The sequence below is a fragment of the Acinetobacter pollinis genome (assembly GCF_015627175.1).
In the GTDB taxonomy this organism is placed as follows: Bacteria; Pseudomonadota; Gammaproteobacteria; order Pseudomonadales; family Moraxellaceae; genus Acinetobacter; species Acinetobacter pollinis.
On record NZ_VTDQ01000047.1, the window covers coordinates 1 to 16,065 of the forward strand.

Consider the following 16,065-nt stretch of genomic DNA (forward strand, 5'->3'; position numbering starts at 1 on the left):
TGTTCTCCATAAAAGTTATGCTGGCGACAATAGCGAGAGTGAACCACCTGATCCCTTCCCGAACTCAGAAGTGAAACCTCTTAGCGCTGATGGTAGTGTGGGGTTACCCATGTGAGAGTAAGTCATCGCCAGCATCTAATTCCTAAAAAGCCTCCGTAAGGAGGCTTTTTTTTATCTCTATAGTCTTAAAATTTCTAATCAGATGATTTTAGTTGACTATATGCATCTCTTAAAGATGTTCGCAATCCTTCTTCTAAAGTAGGATGATAATATGGCTTGCTAAGAAGCTGTTTTAGATTGGCTTTTTCACTTAGACTCCAAGCGAGTAAGTGAGCTAGGTGTTCTGCTTCGGTAACATAAATCTCTGCGCCTAAGAACTCCTGGGTTGTACTATCAAAATAAACTTCAATTCCACCTATATTTTTACCTAAAACTGTCGCTCTTCCTTGATCTGTGTAAGAAGCAAAACCAACAGTAAACTTATGTTCAGCATCTTTTAATTGTTTATACGACTTTCCAACAACTGCAATTTCTGGAGAGGAAAATACAATCGAAAAGGGAGGGTATGTTTTTTTATCATTTACATTCGGATAACTGAGGCAGTTATTTACAGAAATCTTCCCTTCATAGCTTGCTTCATGTTGAACAGGTGTAGTCGTATAAGCATCCCCAACAATAAAAATTGGATAGTTTTTTAATTGCTTAGTACTATTATCTATAGGTAAGTTTTTAATATCACTAAAGCTTGATTCAATGTTTTCAAGTTTTAAACTGCTGAGTAATGAGGTACGTCCAGTTGCATTTAATACATATTCAACCTTAATTTCCTCTTCATTTTGATTCTCTCGATTCTTATACTTGACACAAACCCATTCTTTTTCTTTTGTTAAAGAGGTTGGTGTAGTTTCAAAGTGAATATTTAATTTTTGATTAAAATTTTCTTGTATTAAACTCTGTATTTTAGGACTAGTCGCAATTGCAATATGTGAACTTCTACTAAATATAGTCACTTCCACACCTAAATGATAGAGGGCTTCAGCCAGTTCCGTTGCAATTGATCCACTTCCAATCACTGCAATAGATTGAGGAAGTTGCTCTAACTCAAATATTGTATCTGATGTAAGTAGGCGGTTACCAATCTTTTCCCATTCTTCATTTCTTCTTGGTTCTGAACCGACGGCAAGTATAAATGATTTTGCTTGGTATGTTTGATTGTTAACTTGGATAGTAGACTTATCTATAAATGATGCAATACCATTTATTTTGTGCTTATCTTTCCAAGAATTTACATCTTCTAAAACTGCTGATGTAAAATGGTCGCGGTATTTTCTAACACGATTCATTACATTAGATGTATCTACTTTTAAGTTGGCTTGAATACCTACATTTTCTAATGTTTGAGCATCATGTAGCCGATTCGCACTAGAGATAAGTAATTTGCTAGGCATACAACCGACGCGTGCACAAGTAGTATCCCATGGACCATGATTAATAATTAAAATGTTATCAGTATGTTTAACAGCTTGTTTATAAGCACTGATTCCTGCTGAACCCGCACCTATTATTATAATGTCGTATATCATCATTTATATTCATTAGTATTGTGATGATTAAAATATAGCTATTTTTTTATAAGATTTCATAGAATATTGCATTTCTTTACATTCAACAGCTACACAAGAAGTGTGTAGCTGTTGATCAGTTTATTCGTCGTCAAGTAAATCCATTTGTTTTGCAATTTGATATAAATTATTTGCTCGATTGCCTGTTCTGCAGAACATGAGAATGGGTTTTGGCAGTTCATTGTAATGATTGGCAAACTCCCTTACATCTAATTCAGTAATCTGGCCAGAAACGACAGGCTGATAAACATAATCTAAACCAGCTTCTCGAGAAGCTTCTTCAATTTGTGCACTTGTAGGTTGTTCTGTACCACCTTCATAATCTGGACGATTATTGATAAGAGATTTAAAACCTTTCGCAACAATTTGATCAACGTGTTCAGGACCTATTTGTCCTGCAAATCCGATATTTTCGCTCATTCTTTTCTCCAGAAAATTATATATATTCACTTATTTATATCATATCTTGTTATGGAATGTTTACAGCTCTATGGAATGAAAGCAGAATGTTATCGATATTCATATTCAAAGTTAGATGAACAATGATTTTAGTTTGTGTAAGATGTAATGCAAAAAATCGAGTACCTGAGGATAAGTTAAGCCAAAATCCACAATGTGGGCAATGTCATACTGCATTGATTCCTCAGTCACCTATTATTTTAGACGAAACTAATTTTAGTACCTTTATTCAATATCATGATTTACCGATTGTTATCGATCTGTGGGCAGACTGGTGTGGACCTTGTAAAATGATGGCACCACATTTTGAGCAGGTCTCTAGCCAATATAATCGTGTTGTATTTGCCAAAATTGATACTGAAAAGAACCCAAGGCTCAGTCAAGCATTTAACATTAAAAGTTTACCCACTATTGTTATGATGGACAAAACAAAGGAGTTGGCAAGGATTAGCGGTGCTCTAAGAGGACCTCAGCTAAAAGATTGGATAGATCAGCAAATTGAAAGTAGGTAAATAAATATGCAATCAGAAATAATTAAACCTGAAGGTACACTTTCTTTACAAACTATTGCTATGCCTGCTGATACAAACTGGAGCGGTGATGTTTTCGGGGGTTGGATCGTTTCTCAAATGGATTTGGCAGGTGCTATTCATGCAGAGCGATTTAGCAAAGGGCGTTGTGCAACAATTGCAATTAATCAGATGTCGTTTCTTGTTCCTGTAAAAGTGGGTGATGTAATTAGTTGCTACACAAAAATATTAAAAGTCGGAAACACCTCAATTCAAATTGCTATAGAGGTATGGAATAGTCATGATGAATCTAGACCTGCAAAACAAGTAACAGCAGGATTATTCACGTTTGTTGCAGTAGATCAAAGCGGTCAAAAAAGACGAATTTCAGATGAGGTGAGAGAAAATCTAACTTAAAATATGATAAAGATCAGTCTATGTGCTGATCTTCACATGAATAAGGTATGTTGAATATAAAATTTGAAGTTGTATTTTGCAATTATTCATTGAAAGCTGTATTGATTTTAAGTGATTGTTATTAAAGGTAAGAATGATAAATCTAAATTAGATTGACTGATTAAAAAATCGAAGAATTAACAAAAAAAAGATATCTTTGATCATTGAGAAATTACGCTAAATATTGATTAATGTACCCTGAGAATTGTATTAAAAAATGTTGAATACGATTAGCGCATTTTAGATATTGTACAATGCATGAAAAATAGCGTTACAATGAATCAGTTGTGTGATTTTTATATAAAATCATTCTATTTTATCATGCAAGGAAGAAATTCTATGAGTCGTTTAGCCAAACGTTTTGAACAGCTTAAATCTCAGCAACGTAAAGCACTCATTTCATATGTTATGGCTGGCGATCCGCACCCAGAAGTGACTGTTCCATTATTGCACAAAATGGTTGAAGCTGGTGTTGATGTTGTAGAGCTAGGCTTACCTTTTTCTGATCCTATGGCTGATGGCCCAGTCATTGCTTTGGCGGCGGAGAGAGCTTTAGCAGCTGGTACAAGTACTTTAGATGCTTTGAACATGGTGAAAACATTTCGTGAGCAAGACAAAGAAACGCCAGTAGTTTTAATGGGATATCTAAATCCTATAGAAGTTATTGGCTATGAAAATTTTGTTGCTAAAGCACATGAAAGCGGGGTGGATGGTATTTTACTTGTAGACTTACCACCTGAAGAGGCCGATGGTTTTAATCAAGTCCTTAAAAACTATGATATGAATCAGATATTCCTTTTAGCGCCAACATCTAAAGATGATCGTATTCAACATGTGATTAAACAAGCAAGCGGCTTTATTTATTATGTCTCTTTAAAAGGCGTAACAGGTGCTGCAACGTTAAATGTTGAAGAAGCTGCTGAGCGTATTGCTAAAATTAAGCAGAGCACAAGTGTTCCTGTAGGTGTAGGTTTTGGTATTAATGATGCTGCATCAGCAAAAGCAATGGGTGCAGTTGCTGATGCAGTCATTGTAGGAAGTGCACTTGTTAAACCATTTGCTACATTACCTGCGGAGCAAGCCGCTGAACAAACAGTGAATAAAATCAAGGAGCTTCGAGCGGCGCTCGATAACTAAGTATGAGTCAAGAAGTTAAACCGACAAAAGTCTTAAACCCAGCGACACCATGGACGAATCGTCCTGTACCTGGTATTCATGTTCCAGATGCACAAGAGACTTTGAAATCTAGCTTTACGGAACCAACAGTTGAATGTCCTGAATGTCATGCATTAACTACACGTACAGCAATGTCTTTTAATGCATATGTTTGCCCTCAGTGTGATGAGCATTTGCGTATGAAAGCACGTGAACGCTTAAACTGGTTTTTCGATCAAGTTGATACAGAGCTAGGTCAAGATTTTGTTGCTAAAGATCCATTAAAGTTTGTAGATAGTAAACCATATACACAGCGTATGGCTGAGGCACAAAAAAAGACAGGCGAAACTGAAGCATTGGTTGTTCTACAAGGCTTACTAAAAGGCTTGCCTGTAACCGCATGTGCCTTTGAATTTGACTTTATGGGCGGTTCAATGGGAACAGTTGTAGGTGATCGATTTGTACAGGCTGCTGAAAGCGCAATTGCTAAAAAGCAACCACTTGTATGTTTTGCTGCTTCAGGCGGTGCCCGTATGCAAGAAGGTATGCTTTCTTTAATGCAAATGGCAAGAACATCTGCTGCTATTGAAAAACTAAAAGCAGCTAAATTACCCTATATTGTTGTTTTAACACATCCAGTATATGGCGGCGTGACTGCATCTTTAGCGATGTTGGGAGATGTACACTTAGCTGAACCAAAAGCAATGATTGGTTTTGCAGGTAAGCGTGTAATTGAACAAACTGTACGCGAAAAATTAGATGAGCCATTCCAAAGAGCTGAATATTTGCTTGATCATGGTGTAGTCGATCAAATCGTTCATCGTCATTCATTACGTGATACTGTATATAGAATTATAAGTAAGTTGATGAATGTAAATTGAACGTAGAATCACCATTAAAAACCGATGATTTGATGACATGGCTCAATTATTGGGGCCGTGTCCATGTGACGGGGATTGATCTTGGTCTAGAACGAGTTCTCCCTGTTGCAAAAAGACTTAAAGTACTTAAACCAAAAGCAAAAATAATTACTGTGGCAGGAACCAATGGGAAAGGTTCTACAACCACAACTATCGCAGCGATACTTAATCAAGCTGGATATAAAGTTGCTCTATACCAATCTCCACATATTTACCGTTTTAATGAGCGTGTGAAAATATCAGATGTTGAAGCAACTGATTTAGAATTAGTTGAGGCATTTGTAAAAGTTGATGAAGCACGTCGAGCTTGCGGTCTCAGCCTGTCTTTTTTCGAAGCAACAACCTTAGCTGCATTTCTTATCTTTATCAATTGTGAATGCGATGTATGGGTCTTAGAAGTTGGGCTGGGTGGACGTTTAGATGTCGTGAATGTTATAGATCCAGATCTCGCCGTGATTACAAATATTGGTTTAGATCATACAGATTGGTTGGGAGATACAATAGAAAAGATAGCAACTGAAAAAGCGGGAATTATTCGTCCTAATATTCCTGTTATCTTTGCAGGACAACAAGCATTACCAAATGCAATACAAGAAAAAGCAGAAGAAAACCAAGCAAAACTATATGTGGTGAACCGAGATTATTTTTATAAAGAAACTGAAGAAGGTTGGTGTTTCTCTAGTGCAGGAGTCACCTTGAATTTACCTTTGGGAAAATTGGCAATTGAAAATATATCAACAGCTGTAGCCAGTATTCTTTTAAGCGATTTAACTGTTTCTGATCGTGCCATTGAACAGGGCGTAAGTTTGGCAAAAATAGCAGGTCGTTTTGACATCCGCCAAGTCGCTGGAAAAACAGTTGTTTTTGATGCTGGTCATAATGGCCATGGTGTAGAATTTTTGTTAAATCAATTGCATAAATTTAGACAATACAATAAACAGTATAGCGGAGTGATTACAGTTTTCTCAATGCTTGCAGATAAAGACATAAATACAGTGACATCCATGTTGAAACCTGTTGTACATTCGTGGAAAATTGCACCATTAACAGGATTGCGTGCAGCGAAGCTTGAAGAAATTCATAATGCGCTTAAAGACGAATATGTTGAATGTTGTGCGACCATCGCACAGGCATTTCAGTCTGCATTAATTGATGCACAAGATGATCAGATCATATTAGTTTGTGGGTCGTTTCATACATTAGAAGCGGTTTGGGAGTATATTGAGTCATGTCCATGAATAACAAACAGCGCTGGATGGGTGGTGTTGTTTTATTAGGTGGCGGCGTTCTATTAGGCGCTTTACTATTAAAAGGCGCCAATGAGTTAAAAGGAACTAAACCCGAAGTTCAGACTCAACCAAATACACAACAAATGAAACCATCAACCTCATCTGAACCAAAAATGGGTGAGATGCAGTCTTTACAACCTGTCACGGTTGATGTTGAAACTGAAAAACGCTTATTAGAGGAACAAAAGCGCGCCAGAGAAAGAGCTGTTGCTGAACAGGAAGCAAAAACACAGCAATATTTGATTCAACAGCAACAGGCAGAAGCGGTGGCTGCAAAAAAAGCTGCTGAAGAATATGCTGAAATTAATGCTCGACGTTTGAAAGAACAGGAAAGTGCTGATATTCCACCTGAGGTGACAACGGCTGCGACGAGTAACTCGAAAACAAAGACTAATAGTACAGAAAGTGTCGATGCAAAACAGCAAGCTGCTATCTTGGCAAAAAAGAAAGCCGAAGCTGATGCAAAACATCAAGCAGATGCAGCTGCTAAAAAGCAGGCAGCAGCAGAGCAAGCTGAAAAGCATAAAGCAGAGTTAGAAGCAAAAAAACAAGCGGATGCAAAGAAAAAGGCTGAGCTTGATGCAAAACGCCGTGCAGAAGAACAGGCTGCAAAAAAGAAAGCTGAACAAGATGAAAAACAACATCATGCAGCTGAACTGAAGAAAAAGTCTGAGGCAGAGGCTGCAAAACACAAAGCTGAACAAGATTCTAAAAAGTCTGAGACCGCGCGTGCGCGTCAAATCATGGCAAATGATGATGACAAAGACGATGATGATAAACCTGCATCAACTGTACATAAAAAATGGATGGTTCAAGTTGCTTTAGCTGCGAATCAGGCCAATGCAGATGCAATTGTTTCAAAATTAAGAGCAAAAGGTTATAAAATTACGACAAGTCCAACATCTAAAGGTATTCGTATTATGGTTGGACCAGTCAAAGATAAAGAGGCTGCAGATACAGCGCGTAAAAAGGTACAAGCCGATTCAAGCTTGGGTATGCATAATGCTTGGGTGATTGAATGGGTACCTCTTGATCAACGCTAAACGTAAAAGCCTACAATTATGTAGGCTTTTTATTAGGCTGTGGTGTAAATCTTAAGTAGGGTGTAATGGTTTTATAACCTTGGGGGAAACGCTCATTTAACTCATTTTCATCTTTAATAGCTGGAAGGATTACAACATCTTCACCATTTTCCCAATTGGCAGGTGTTGCGACTTTATAGTGATCTGTGAGTTGAAGAGAGTCAATTACACGTAAAATTTCATGAAAATTTCGACCAGTAGATGCAGGATAAGTAATAATTAGGCGAACTTTCTTATTTGGATCAATAATTACTAAAGATCGAACTGTTGTAGTTTCACTGGCATGAGGGTGAAGAAAGTCATACAGTTCAGAAACTTTACGGTCTTTATCTGCCAAAATTGGAAAGTTTACATATGTATTCTGAGTCTCATTAATATCTTGAATCCAACCTTCATGTGATTTTAAGTCATCAACTGAAAGTGCAATCGCTTTGACATGTCGTTTTGAAAATTCTTCTTGAAGTTTAGATGTATAGCCAAGCTCTGTGGTACAAACTGGGGTGTAATCTGCAGGATGTGAAAATAAAATACCCCAATAATCTCCCAAATAGTCGTATAAACGAAGATCGCCAATTGTAGATTGCTGTATAAAATCTGGTGCAATATCACCTAATCGTAAAGTCATTGTTGTTCTCTAATTGAATGATGAAGTAAAAATAATATGGCTTAAATCGTCTCAGATTCAAATCTTCATTTATGCTTTATATATCTATGTGTTATATAAAATGATAATCATTTTTTAAAAAATAAAGAATTATTTATAAATAGCATTAAAAAAATTGCGTGTTTTTGTTCAAAAAACTTGTACTTCAAAAATCTAACACCATAATAACTGGTAATTAAAATTTATTTCATTTTTGACTAGCAAAAATTAGAGAGCTTATTCATGTTGGGAAGTCTGATCGGAGGTATCTTCGGTACTAAAAATGAGCGCGAGCTCAAACGCATGCGTAAAATTGTAGATAAAATAAATGCGCTTGAACCGACGATATCTGCGCTTAGCGATACCGAATTATCTGCAAAGACTCAAGAGTTTAAAGAGCGTTATCAATCAGGCACCAGTTTAGATGCATTACTTCCTGAAGCCTTTGCAGTTTGTCGTGAGGCAGGTAAGCGCATTATGGGTATGCGCCATTACGATGTACAGTTGATTGGCGGTATCACTTTACATGAAGGAAAGATCGCGGAAATGCGCACAGGTGAAGGTAAAACCCTTATGGGAACACTTGCCTGTTATTTAAATGCATTGAGTGGTGAAGGTGTACATGTTATTACAGTCAATGACTACTTGGCACAACGTGATGCTGAACTAAATAGACCATTGTTTGAGTTTTTAGACTTAACAGTAGGTACGATTTATTCGATGCAGGCACCTGATGAAAAAGGTCTGGCTTATCAAGCAGATATCACCTATGGTACAAACAATGAATTTGGTTTCGACTATCTTCGAGATAACATGGTCTTTTCACTTGCTGAGAAAAAGCAACGTGGTTTATCTTACGCAATTATCGATGAAGTCGATTCAATTTTAATTGATGAAGCACGTACACCGCTTATTATTTCGGGACAAAGTGAAGACTCTTCTCAATTATATGCAGCAATTAATGCAATCGCACCAAAGCTTCATCCTCAAAAAGAGGAAAAAGTTGCAGATGGTGGGCACTTTTGGATTGATGAAAAACAACGCTCAGTAGAAATGACAGAAGTCGGTTATGAAGCGGTAGAGCGTGAACTGATTGCTTTAGGATTACTTGAAGAAGGCGATAGCCTTTATTCTGCGACCAACTTAAATCTAGTTCATCACGTTTCTGCTGCGATTCGTGCTCATTTTCTTTTCCAAAGAGATGTGCATTATATTATTCACGATGGTGAAGTCGTTATTGTAGATGAGCATACAGGCCGTACAATGCCAGGTCGCCGTTGGTCTGAAGGATTACACCAAGCTGTAGAAGCAAAAGAAAATCTAGAAATTCAACCAGAAAACCAAACACTCGCGACAACAACTTTCCAAAACTATTTCCGTTTATATAAAAAACTATCTGGAATGACTGGTACAGCAGATACCGAAGCTTCAGAGATGAAAGAAATTTATGGCTTAGATGTTGTACTTATTCCTACACATCGTCCTATGGTACGTAAAGATCATAATGATCTAATTTTCTTAAATAGAAATGGAAAGTATGATGCGATTGTTGCTGAAATTAAGCGTATACAAGAAACACGTGCCCCAATTCTTGTAGGTACTGCAACGATTGAAGCCAGTGAAGTCCTTGCACATAAACTTACGCAAGCAGGTATCTCTCATGAGGTACTAAATGCCAAACAACATGAGCGTGAAGCAGATATTATTGCTCAAGCAGGAAGTCCTGGCTCGGTCACAATTGCGACAAATATGGCAGGACGAGGTACAGATATCCTTCTGGGGGGTAACTGGAAAGCGAAGCTTGCAAAAATTGAAAATCCAACAGAAGCAGATGAGCAACGATTAAAACAAGAATGGCAATATGATCATGAGACTGTCCTGAATGCAGGTGGTTTACATATTATTGGTTCTGAGCGTCATGAATCTCGCCGTATTGATAACCAATTGCGTGGTCGTGCGGGACGTCAAGGAGACCCTGGCGTTTCACGTTTTTATCTTTCTCTAGAAGATGACTTAATGCGTATTTTCGCAGGCGATCGAGTCATTGGTATGATGAGAGCAATGGGCTTAAAAGAAGACGAAGCGATTGAACATAAAATGGTAAGTCGTTCTATTGAAAATGCTCAACGTAAAGTCGAAGCGCGCAACTTTGATATTCGTAAGAATCTTCTCAAATATGATGATGTAAACAATGAACAACGTAAGATTATCTATTCACAGCGTGATGAAATCTTAGCTGAAAGTTCATTACAAAATTATATTGAAGAAATGCATGATGAGGTCTTGCAAGGTTTTATCGCTAACTTTATCCCACCTGAATCTATTCATGATCAATGGGATGTGGCAGGACTTGAAACAGCATTAAAAACAGATTTAGGAATTGAACTTCCAATTCAGCAATGGTTAGATGAAGATCGCCGTTTAGATGAAGAAGGCTTAGTTGCTAGAATTACGGATGCAGTTGTAACACGATATCGCGACCGTCGTGCACAAATGGGTGAAGAATCAGCAGCGATGCTTGAGCGTCATTTTACGTTAAATGCTTTAGATCGCCACTGGAAAGATCATCTTGCAGCTATGGATTACTTAAGACAGGGTATTCATTTACGTGGATATGCTCAGAAAAATCCTGAACAAGAGTATAAAAAAGAAGCATTCAATCTATTTGTCAATATGCTTGGTGTTGTGAAGAACGATGTTGTTAATGATCTTTCAACAGTACATGTTCCATCACCTGAAGAAGCTGCTGCTTTGGAAGCACAACAGCTTCAGCATGCCGAATCAATGAATCTATCTTTTGAACATGATGATGTCGATGGTTTGACAGGTACAGTGACTGCCTCAGAAGAGCAACTATCTACTCAGAAAGAAGAGTCAGATGTAACACCGCCGATGAGTCGTAATGCACCATGCCCATGTGGTTCTGGTCTTAAATACAAACAGTGTCACGGTAAAATTTAAGATTTTACAAAAGCAGAACAAGAGTTCTGCTTTTTTTTGCAGTCAAACATAGGATAGATATTCAATTTGCAGTAAACTTTTCTAAAAGTATGGTAAAAATAGATAGCTATTGGTAAAACTATGAACAAAATAAAACAAACCTTTATTCTTTCAGCATTTCTTATGCCAACTCTGGCATTAGCGACTACAACAGCAAATACAGAGCCTTTCACGACATCTGTAAGCAATGTAAAAGCCGCTCTTGGCCCTCAACAAGCTGAGGTATCATCAAAAGGGAATTCACTTACTATTATTAGCCCACGTACTGGTATTAGCTATACTTTGGGAAATACTGAAGGTCGCTCTATTATCCTCCAAACCGATGCAATTGCTGCTGCAAATAGTACTAATGCTGACCGTATTATTGCAGTGAACCCTGCAATTTCTACTGAGAGTCAAGAAAAAGCAGCTAAAGTATTGGCAGATATGCCTTAAAGCTAAGTAGTTTTATAAAAACCAGTGTGATCACTGGTTTTTTTATATATGAAGTACTCGATTTTTAAAAATAGATTGCATAAGCTAGAAGCTCTTATTAATTATAAATGGAATATCCGATGGCTGTTGGTGATATCGCAATGCCACAAATGCATGTGGTAAAAGGGGTTAAAATAGGTGTGACAGAAGCACATGTACGTTACCCCAATCGACGTGATTTGGTTATTTTCGAGTTTGTAGAAGGCACAAATGTTGCTGGTGTTTTTACACAAAATGCATTTTGTGCGGCACCTGTTCATGTAAGTAAGAAAAATTTGCAAACTGGAGATATTCGTTATCTCATTATCAATACTGGAAATGCAAATGCAGGAACAGGCAAAACAGGCATGGAAAATGCCTTAAAAATGTGTAATGCCATAGCAGAAGCTAGTCATGTTCAGCCCAATCAAGTACTTCCGTTTTCAACAGGAGTGATTGGTGAGCAATTACCAATCGAACGTATAGTAGATGCTGTACCTAAAGCGCTATTAGGTAAAGAAGATGCATGGGGTGATGCAGCAAAAGGTATTATGACAACTGATACTACACCTAAAGGCGCATCAGAAACCTTTGAGTTAGATGGCATTCCTTATGTTATGACAGGAATTAGCAAAGGTGCGGGTATGATCCGTCCCAATATGGCTACAATGCTCAGTTTTGTTGTTACGGATGCCCCTATTCATCAGAATCTCGTGAATAAGTTACTTAAAGAGTCAGCAGATCAGTCATTCAATCGGATTACGATTGATGGAGATACCTCGACAAATGATTCATGTATTTTTGCTGCAACAGGCCAAGCTGGTGGTAAAACAATTGAACATGAGCAAGATCCTAGATATTTAGTACTTAAAGAAGTTCTATTTAGAGTTATGAAACGCTTAGCTCAATTGATTGTAAGAGATGGTGAGGGTGCAACAAAGTTTATTACAGTAAAAGTAGAGGGAGGTGCAAATACAGATGAGTGCTGTAATGTGGCATATAGTATTGCTCAATCCCCACTTGTAAAAACTGCATTATTTGCCTCTGATCCTAACTGGGGAAGAATATTATGCGCGATTGGCTATGCAAATGTAGAAAACCTAAATGTAGAAAATGTGCAAGTTTGGCTAGATGAGGTACAAATCTGCCAAGATGGCGGCCTTGCATCGACATATACAGAAGAAGCTGGCGTTGAGGCTATGTCAAAAACTGAAATTACGATTCGTGTAGATTTAGGTCGTGGTGAAGCAACAGACACAGTTTATACCTGCGATTTATCTTATGACTATGTGAAGATCAATGCAGATTATCGCTCATAAGATTTCCTGATAAAAAACCAGCTTAATTTGCTGGTTTTTTTAATTAAAAAGAAATAAGTCATTGAAAACGTATAAAAATAATACTTTTTAAAGTAAAGTGATGAATAAATAGACTTTTGATTAAATAAAGTTGTTTTTTTTAAATATAGGGCTTGACCTAAAACAACTTCACGCCTAGAATGCACACCGTACCGCACGATGTGTGATACAAAAAAGCTGAGATTAAGCGGAGCATAGCACAGCCTGGTAGTGCACCTGGTTTGGGACCAGGGGGTCGTAGGTTCGAATCCTACTGCTCCGACCAAAAATCGGCGAGATTATCGCATGATATTAGTATCATCGATCATGCGCCTGTAGCTCAGTTGGATAGAGCATCCGCCTTCTAAGCGGATGGTCACAGGTTCGAATCCTGTCAGGCGCGCCATTAGTTGTCTGGTAAGTAGAACTAAAGCACTACGGTGGATGTAGCTCAGTTGGTAGAGCCCCGGATTGTGATTCCGGTTGTCGTGGGTTCGAACCCCATCATTCACCCCAATTTACGGAGCATAGCACAGCCTGGTAGTGCACCTGGTTTGGGACCAGGGGGTCGTAGGTTCGAATCCTACTGCTCCGACCAATAAAAAGATCCGCGTTAAGCGGTTTTTTTTCGTCTAAAAATACTAGGTACTAAAAAGAATTCGGAACAATTACAATTGTGACACGACGATTGTTCACTCTGCTGTCATGATCTTTTGTAAAAGAAATAGGTTGGCTTGATCCTTTTCCTAAAGTACGAATATTTTCCTTTTTGAATCCATTCTTATAAAAAATAGAAGCAATATTATCCGCACGTTGTTTAGATAAATCTATATTATAACTTTCGCTTCCTATATCGTCTGCGTGACCAATAATTTTGAGTTTATTTAAGTTGTATTGTTTTAATTTATAAGCGAGTTCCTTTACATTTTCAGAATCTATTTTAGATGGCTTTGCATCATCAAAGTTGAATAAAAGTCGTCTTGGAAGTCCAAGTGCCCATTCATTGTGGTGATCTAGCTTAAATCCTTCTTGTTTTAGCAGGTGTGCTTGTTTTATGCTTACACCACCAGTATGTAAACAGCCACACAATAAGGCAGGCAAGATAAGTAGTAGTGAGGTATAGGTCTTTTTAATCATAATGAAATAGATAAACTTTTATTAACGTGAAGACTTTTTGCTTTATACATTGCTTGATCTGCTCGATTAATCCAATCTTCAGGACTACTTGCATACAAAGATAATGAAATACCGACACTAAAACTAAAATATATTTGTTCGCCATTAAAGATTAATGGCAAATCTGAGGTTTGAAGCAAATCTTGAGATATTTTGTCTATATATTGTGGTGGAACAGATTTTAAAATAATTGCGAACTCATCACCACCTAACCTTGCTATAAAGTCACTATCTCGTAATCGATTCTTTAATCGATTTGACATTTCAATGAGTACATTATCTCCAGCAAGATGACCATATTTATCATTGATCTCTTTAAAATTATTATTATCAATAAAAAATAGAGCAGAATTACTACGATGATAGGGAGAATTAAAAATATTTAATAATCTCTGATGGAAATAAGCGCGGTTAGGGAGTTTAGTTAAGGGATCGTGTTTTGCTTCTAAAGATAATTGTTTGTTTTCATCTTTCAATTGAGTATGAGAAACTTCTATTTCTGATAAAAGTTCATTAAAGGTTGAATTAAGATCTTGTAATTCACGAATAGAAGTGTTTGGAAATCTTAAGTTATATGCTTTTTGAGTGCTGACAAGTTGAGCAATTTGAGTGAGTGGTGTAATTGAGCGTATAATGAACTTATAGGTTAACTTTGTCGAGATCCAAAGCGTCAATGCCATAAGTAACATACATATCAAAATACCAATAAAAATAGTAAATAAGAAATCAAGAGCTTTCTCTGAACTCCCATAAATCTGTATTTTTCCAATTACTTTATTTTGATGATAAATTGGAAAACTAGAAGGATCACTAAGAAACCATTTATTAAATATTTGTTCAACGTCTGAAAAATGTTTCGGATTTGAAGCATTGCTTTCTAATAAATTATTCTTTTCATCAAAAACGTAAATAATCCGTATGGAGTGGCCTTCGGTATACTCCTTTGTTACTTGCCTAAGCATTAAGCTATCTTTAAATAAAATTGCGGGCTGGAGGCGCTCACTCAGTGTATGGCCGAGTAAAGAAAGGTTTTGCTGTACATAAGTATTCATTGTAAACGTTGAAATTGCAATGAATGTAAAAGTGCCAATAACCAGTATAAAAGTAATGACACATATTTGTGATCTATGAAAAAGTTGTTTTAAGGATGCAGTTTTATGACTCATAACTAGTTATTTTCCTTAACTAGTAGAAGAACCCGTGAGTCTAAATGATACTTTGAATGACTGAGTGCATCTAAATTAATGTTAAATGTAAAATCATCTTTTCTTCGGTATAAACAAAAGGTGATGGCTGTATCACAATCATGATCATTCATCGTAAAAGATAGTGGACTATATTTTAGTTGCCTCAAAATAGTATTTTGAGATTGGATAGGTGTATCTGATGAGAAAAATACAATATTGCAGCCTATATTTAGAGGTATTGTATGACTAAAAGAAATAATTTTATAACTGTACTTATTTTGCTTCGCAGTTTGGTTGAAGTTTTTAGCTAGTTCTTCACTATTGATCACACAAAAAATATGATCCTCTGTATCCCATTGGACATAGCTTAAAATAGATAAAGTAAGTTCATAAAAACTTTTCATTGAAATTGCAAAACTTGGAAGTGAGATGATCAATAAACATAAGCATAGGCATATTTTTTTAAATTTTAAAAAATACATATAAGACTCATGTTATATAATTATTGAAATCTTACTAAAAAGTGATGAGATAATCACCAAAAATACACTTTTTTTCAAAAAATGATCAACTATTGTTCTATTGACAAATAAAATAGAAATAAAATGGCTTAGGGGGTTGTGTTTGGAATTGATTGGTCTATAATGCGTATCCATCGGCGGTGATGTTGAAAGAAACTTCTTGATAAACAATAACTTAGTTGATTGGTTTAGGATTTAGTTCTTAGATTGATTGAGGTTGGGGTTTGATGAAGAAGATAAAAAACTTTCAGATTAC

General features: G+C 36.8%; 15 protein-coding genes, 4 tRNA genes and 1 rRNA gene. 14 read left to right on the forward strand and 6 right to left on the reverse strand.

Going from position 1 to position 16,065, the window contains the following annotated elements:
• Positions 1-19: 19 nt before the first annotated feature.
• A 5S ribosomal RNA gene (gene rrf, locus I2F23_RS12235) occupies positions 20-134 on the forward strand.
• A gap of 60 nt (positions 135-194) precedes the next feature.
• Here rrf and I2F23_RS12240 read toward each other — a convergent pair.
• Positions 195-1,580: a dihydrolipoyl dehydrogenase gene (locus I2F23_RS12240; protein ID WP_195772890.1), complete on the reverse strand. Its 1,386-nt coding sequence runs from the start codon at positions 1,578-1,580 to the stop codon at positions 195-197.
• Between the two features lie 123 nt (positions 1,581-1,703).
• Positions 1,704-2,042: a TIGR01244 family sulfur transferase gene (locus I2F23_RS12245; protein ID WP_195772876.1), complete on the reverse strand. Its 339-nt coding sequence runs from the start codon at positions 2,040-2,042 to the stop codon at positions 1,704-1,706.
• 122 nt (positions 2,043-2,164) lie between these two features.
• Here I2F23_RS12245 and trxC point away from each other — a divergent pair, with 122 nt between their 5' ends.
• From trxC to I2F23_RS12275, 6 genes are all read left to right on the forward strand, one after another.
• A complete protein-coding gene (gene trxC, locus I2F23_RS12250; protein WP_195772877.1) occupies positions 2,165-2,593 on the forward strand; it encodes a thioredoxin TrxC in 429 nt (142 codons plus the stop codon).
• 6 nt (positions 2,594-2,599) lie between these two features.
• Positions 2,600-3,007 (forward strand): acyl-CoA thioesterase, encoded by a 408-nt coding sequence (locus I2F23_RS12255; RefSeq protein WP_195772878.1) that lies wholly within the window; start codon positions 2,600-2,602, stop codon positions 3,005-3,007.
• Positions 3,008-3,385: 378 nt separating this feature from the next.
• Positions 3,386-4,183 (forward strand): tryptophan synthase subunit alpha, encoded by a 798-nt coding sequence (trpA, locus tag I2F23_RS12260; protein WP_195772879.1) that lies wholly within the window; start codon positions 3,386-3,388, stop codon positions 4,181-4,183.
• 2 nt (positions 4,184-4,185) lie between these two features.
• A complete protein-coding gene (gene accD, locus I2F23_RS12265) occupies positions 4,186-5,082 on the forward strand; it encodes an acetyl-CoA carboxylase, carboxyltransferase subunit beta (RefSeq protein WP_195772880.1) in 897 nt (298 codons plus the stop codon).
• A complete protein-coding gene (gene folC, locus I2F23_RS12270) occupies positions 5,079-6,359 on the forward strand; it encodes a bifunctional tetrahydrofolate synthase/dihydrofolate synthase (RefSeq protein ID WP_195772881.1) in 1,281 nt (426 codons plus the stop codon). Before accD ends, folC begins: the two co-directional genes overlap by 4 nt.
• A complete protein-coding gene (locus I2F23_RS12275; protein WP_195772882.1) occupies positions 6,350-7,453 on the forward strand; it encodes an SPOR domain-containing protein in 1,104 nt (367 codons plus the stop codon). The genes folC and I2F23_RS12275 overlap by 10 nt, the downstream gene beginning before the upstream one ends.
• A 16-nt stretch (positions 7,454-7,469) precedes the next feature.
• On the opposite strand, the gene I2F23_RS12280 is transcribed toward I2F23_RS12275, so the two are convergent.
• Positions 7,470-8,117: a peroxiredoxin gene (locus tag I2F23_RS12280; protein ID WP_195772883.1), complete on the reverse strand. Its 648-nt coding sequence runs from the start codon at positions 8,115-8,117 to the stop codon at positions 7,470-7,472.
• A 261-nt stretch (positions 8,118-8,378) separates the two neighbouring features.
• Here I2F23_RS12280 and secA point away from each other — a divergent pair, with 261 nt between their 5' ends.
• From secA to I2F23_RS12315, 7 genes are all read left to right on the forward strand, one after another.
• Positions 8,379-11,096 carry a preprotein translocase subunit SecA gene (gene secA / locus I2F23_RS12285; protein WP_195772884.1) on the forward strand — a complete coding sequence of 906 codons (2,718 nt, stop codon included), beginning with the start codon at positions 8,379-8,381 and terminating at the stop codon, positions 11,094-11,096.
• 120 nt (positions 11,097-11,216) lie between these two features.
• Complete coding sequence (locus tag I2F23_RS12290) at positions 11,217-11,570, forward strand: hypothetical protein (protein ID WP_195772885.1); 354 nt, start codon at positions 11,217-11,219, stop codon at positions 11,568-11,570.
• Between the two features lie 119 nt (positions 11,571-11,689).
• Entirely contained in the window at positions 11,690-12,907 is a 1,218-nt protein-coding gene (gene argJ / locus I2F23_RS12295) for a bifunctional glutamate N-acetyltransferase/amino-acid acetyltransferase ArgJ (protein WP_195772886.1), read from the forward strand.
• 227 nt (positions 12,908-13,134) lie between these two features.
• Positions 13,135-13,211: transfer RNA gene (locus tag I2F23_RS12300), tRNA-Pro, on the forward strand.
• A 43-nt stretch (positions 13,212-13,254) separates the two neighbouring features.
• Positions 13,255-13,331 (forward strand) — tRNA-Arg (locus tag I2F23_RS12305).
• Positions 13,332-13,365: 34 nt separating this feature from the next.
• Positions 13,366-13,441: transfer RNA gene (locus I2F23_RS12310), tRNA-His, on the forward strand.
• A 5-nt stretch (positions 13,442-13,446) separates the two neighbouring features.
• Positions 13,447-13,523 (forward strand) — tRNA-Pro (locus tag I2F23_RS12315).
• A 50-nt stretch (positions 13,524-13,573) separates the two neighbouring features.
• On the opposite strand, the gene I2F23_RS12320 is transcribed toward I2F23_RS12315, so the two are convergent.
• From I2F23_RS12320 to I2F23_RS14090, 3 genes are read right to left on the reverse strand one after another with little or no spacing between them, the layout of a single operon-like run.
• A complete protein-coding gene (locus I2F23_RS12320) occupies positions 13,574-14,062 on the reverse strand; it encodes an OmpA family protein (protein WP_195772887.1) in 489 nt (162 codons plus the stop codon).
• Positions 14,059-15,267, reverse strand: coding sequence for a diguanylate cyclase domain-containing protein (locus I2F23_RS12325; RefSeq protein WP_195772888.1), 1,209 nt, complete (start codon positions 15,265-15,267; stop codon positions 14,059-14,061). Before I2F23_RS12325 ends, I2F23_RS12320 begins: the two co-directional genes overlap by 4 nt.
• A 2-nt stretch (positions 15,268-15,269) precedes the next feature.
• A complete protein-coding gene (locus tag I2F23_RS14090) occupies positions 15,270-15,770 on the reverse strand; it encodes a YfiR family protein (protein ID WP_195772889.1) in 501 nt (166 codons plus the stop codon).
• Between the last annotated feature and the right edge of the window lie 295 nt (positions 15,771-16,065).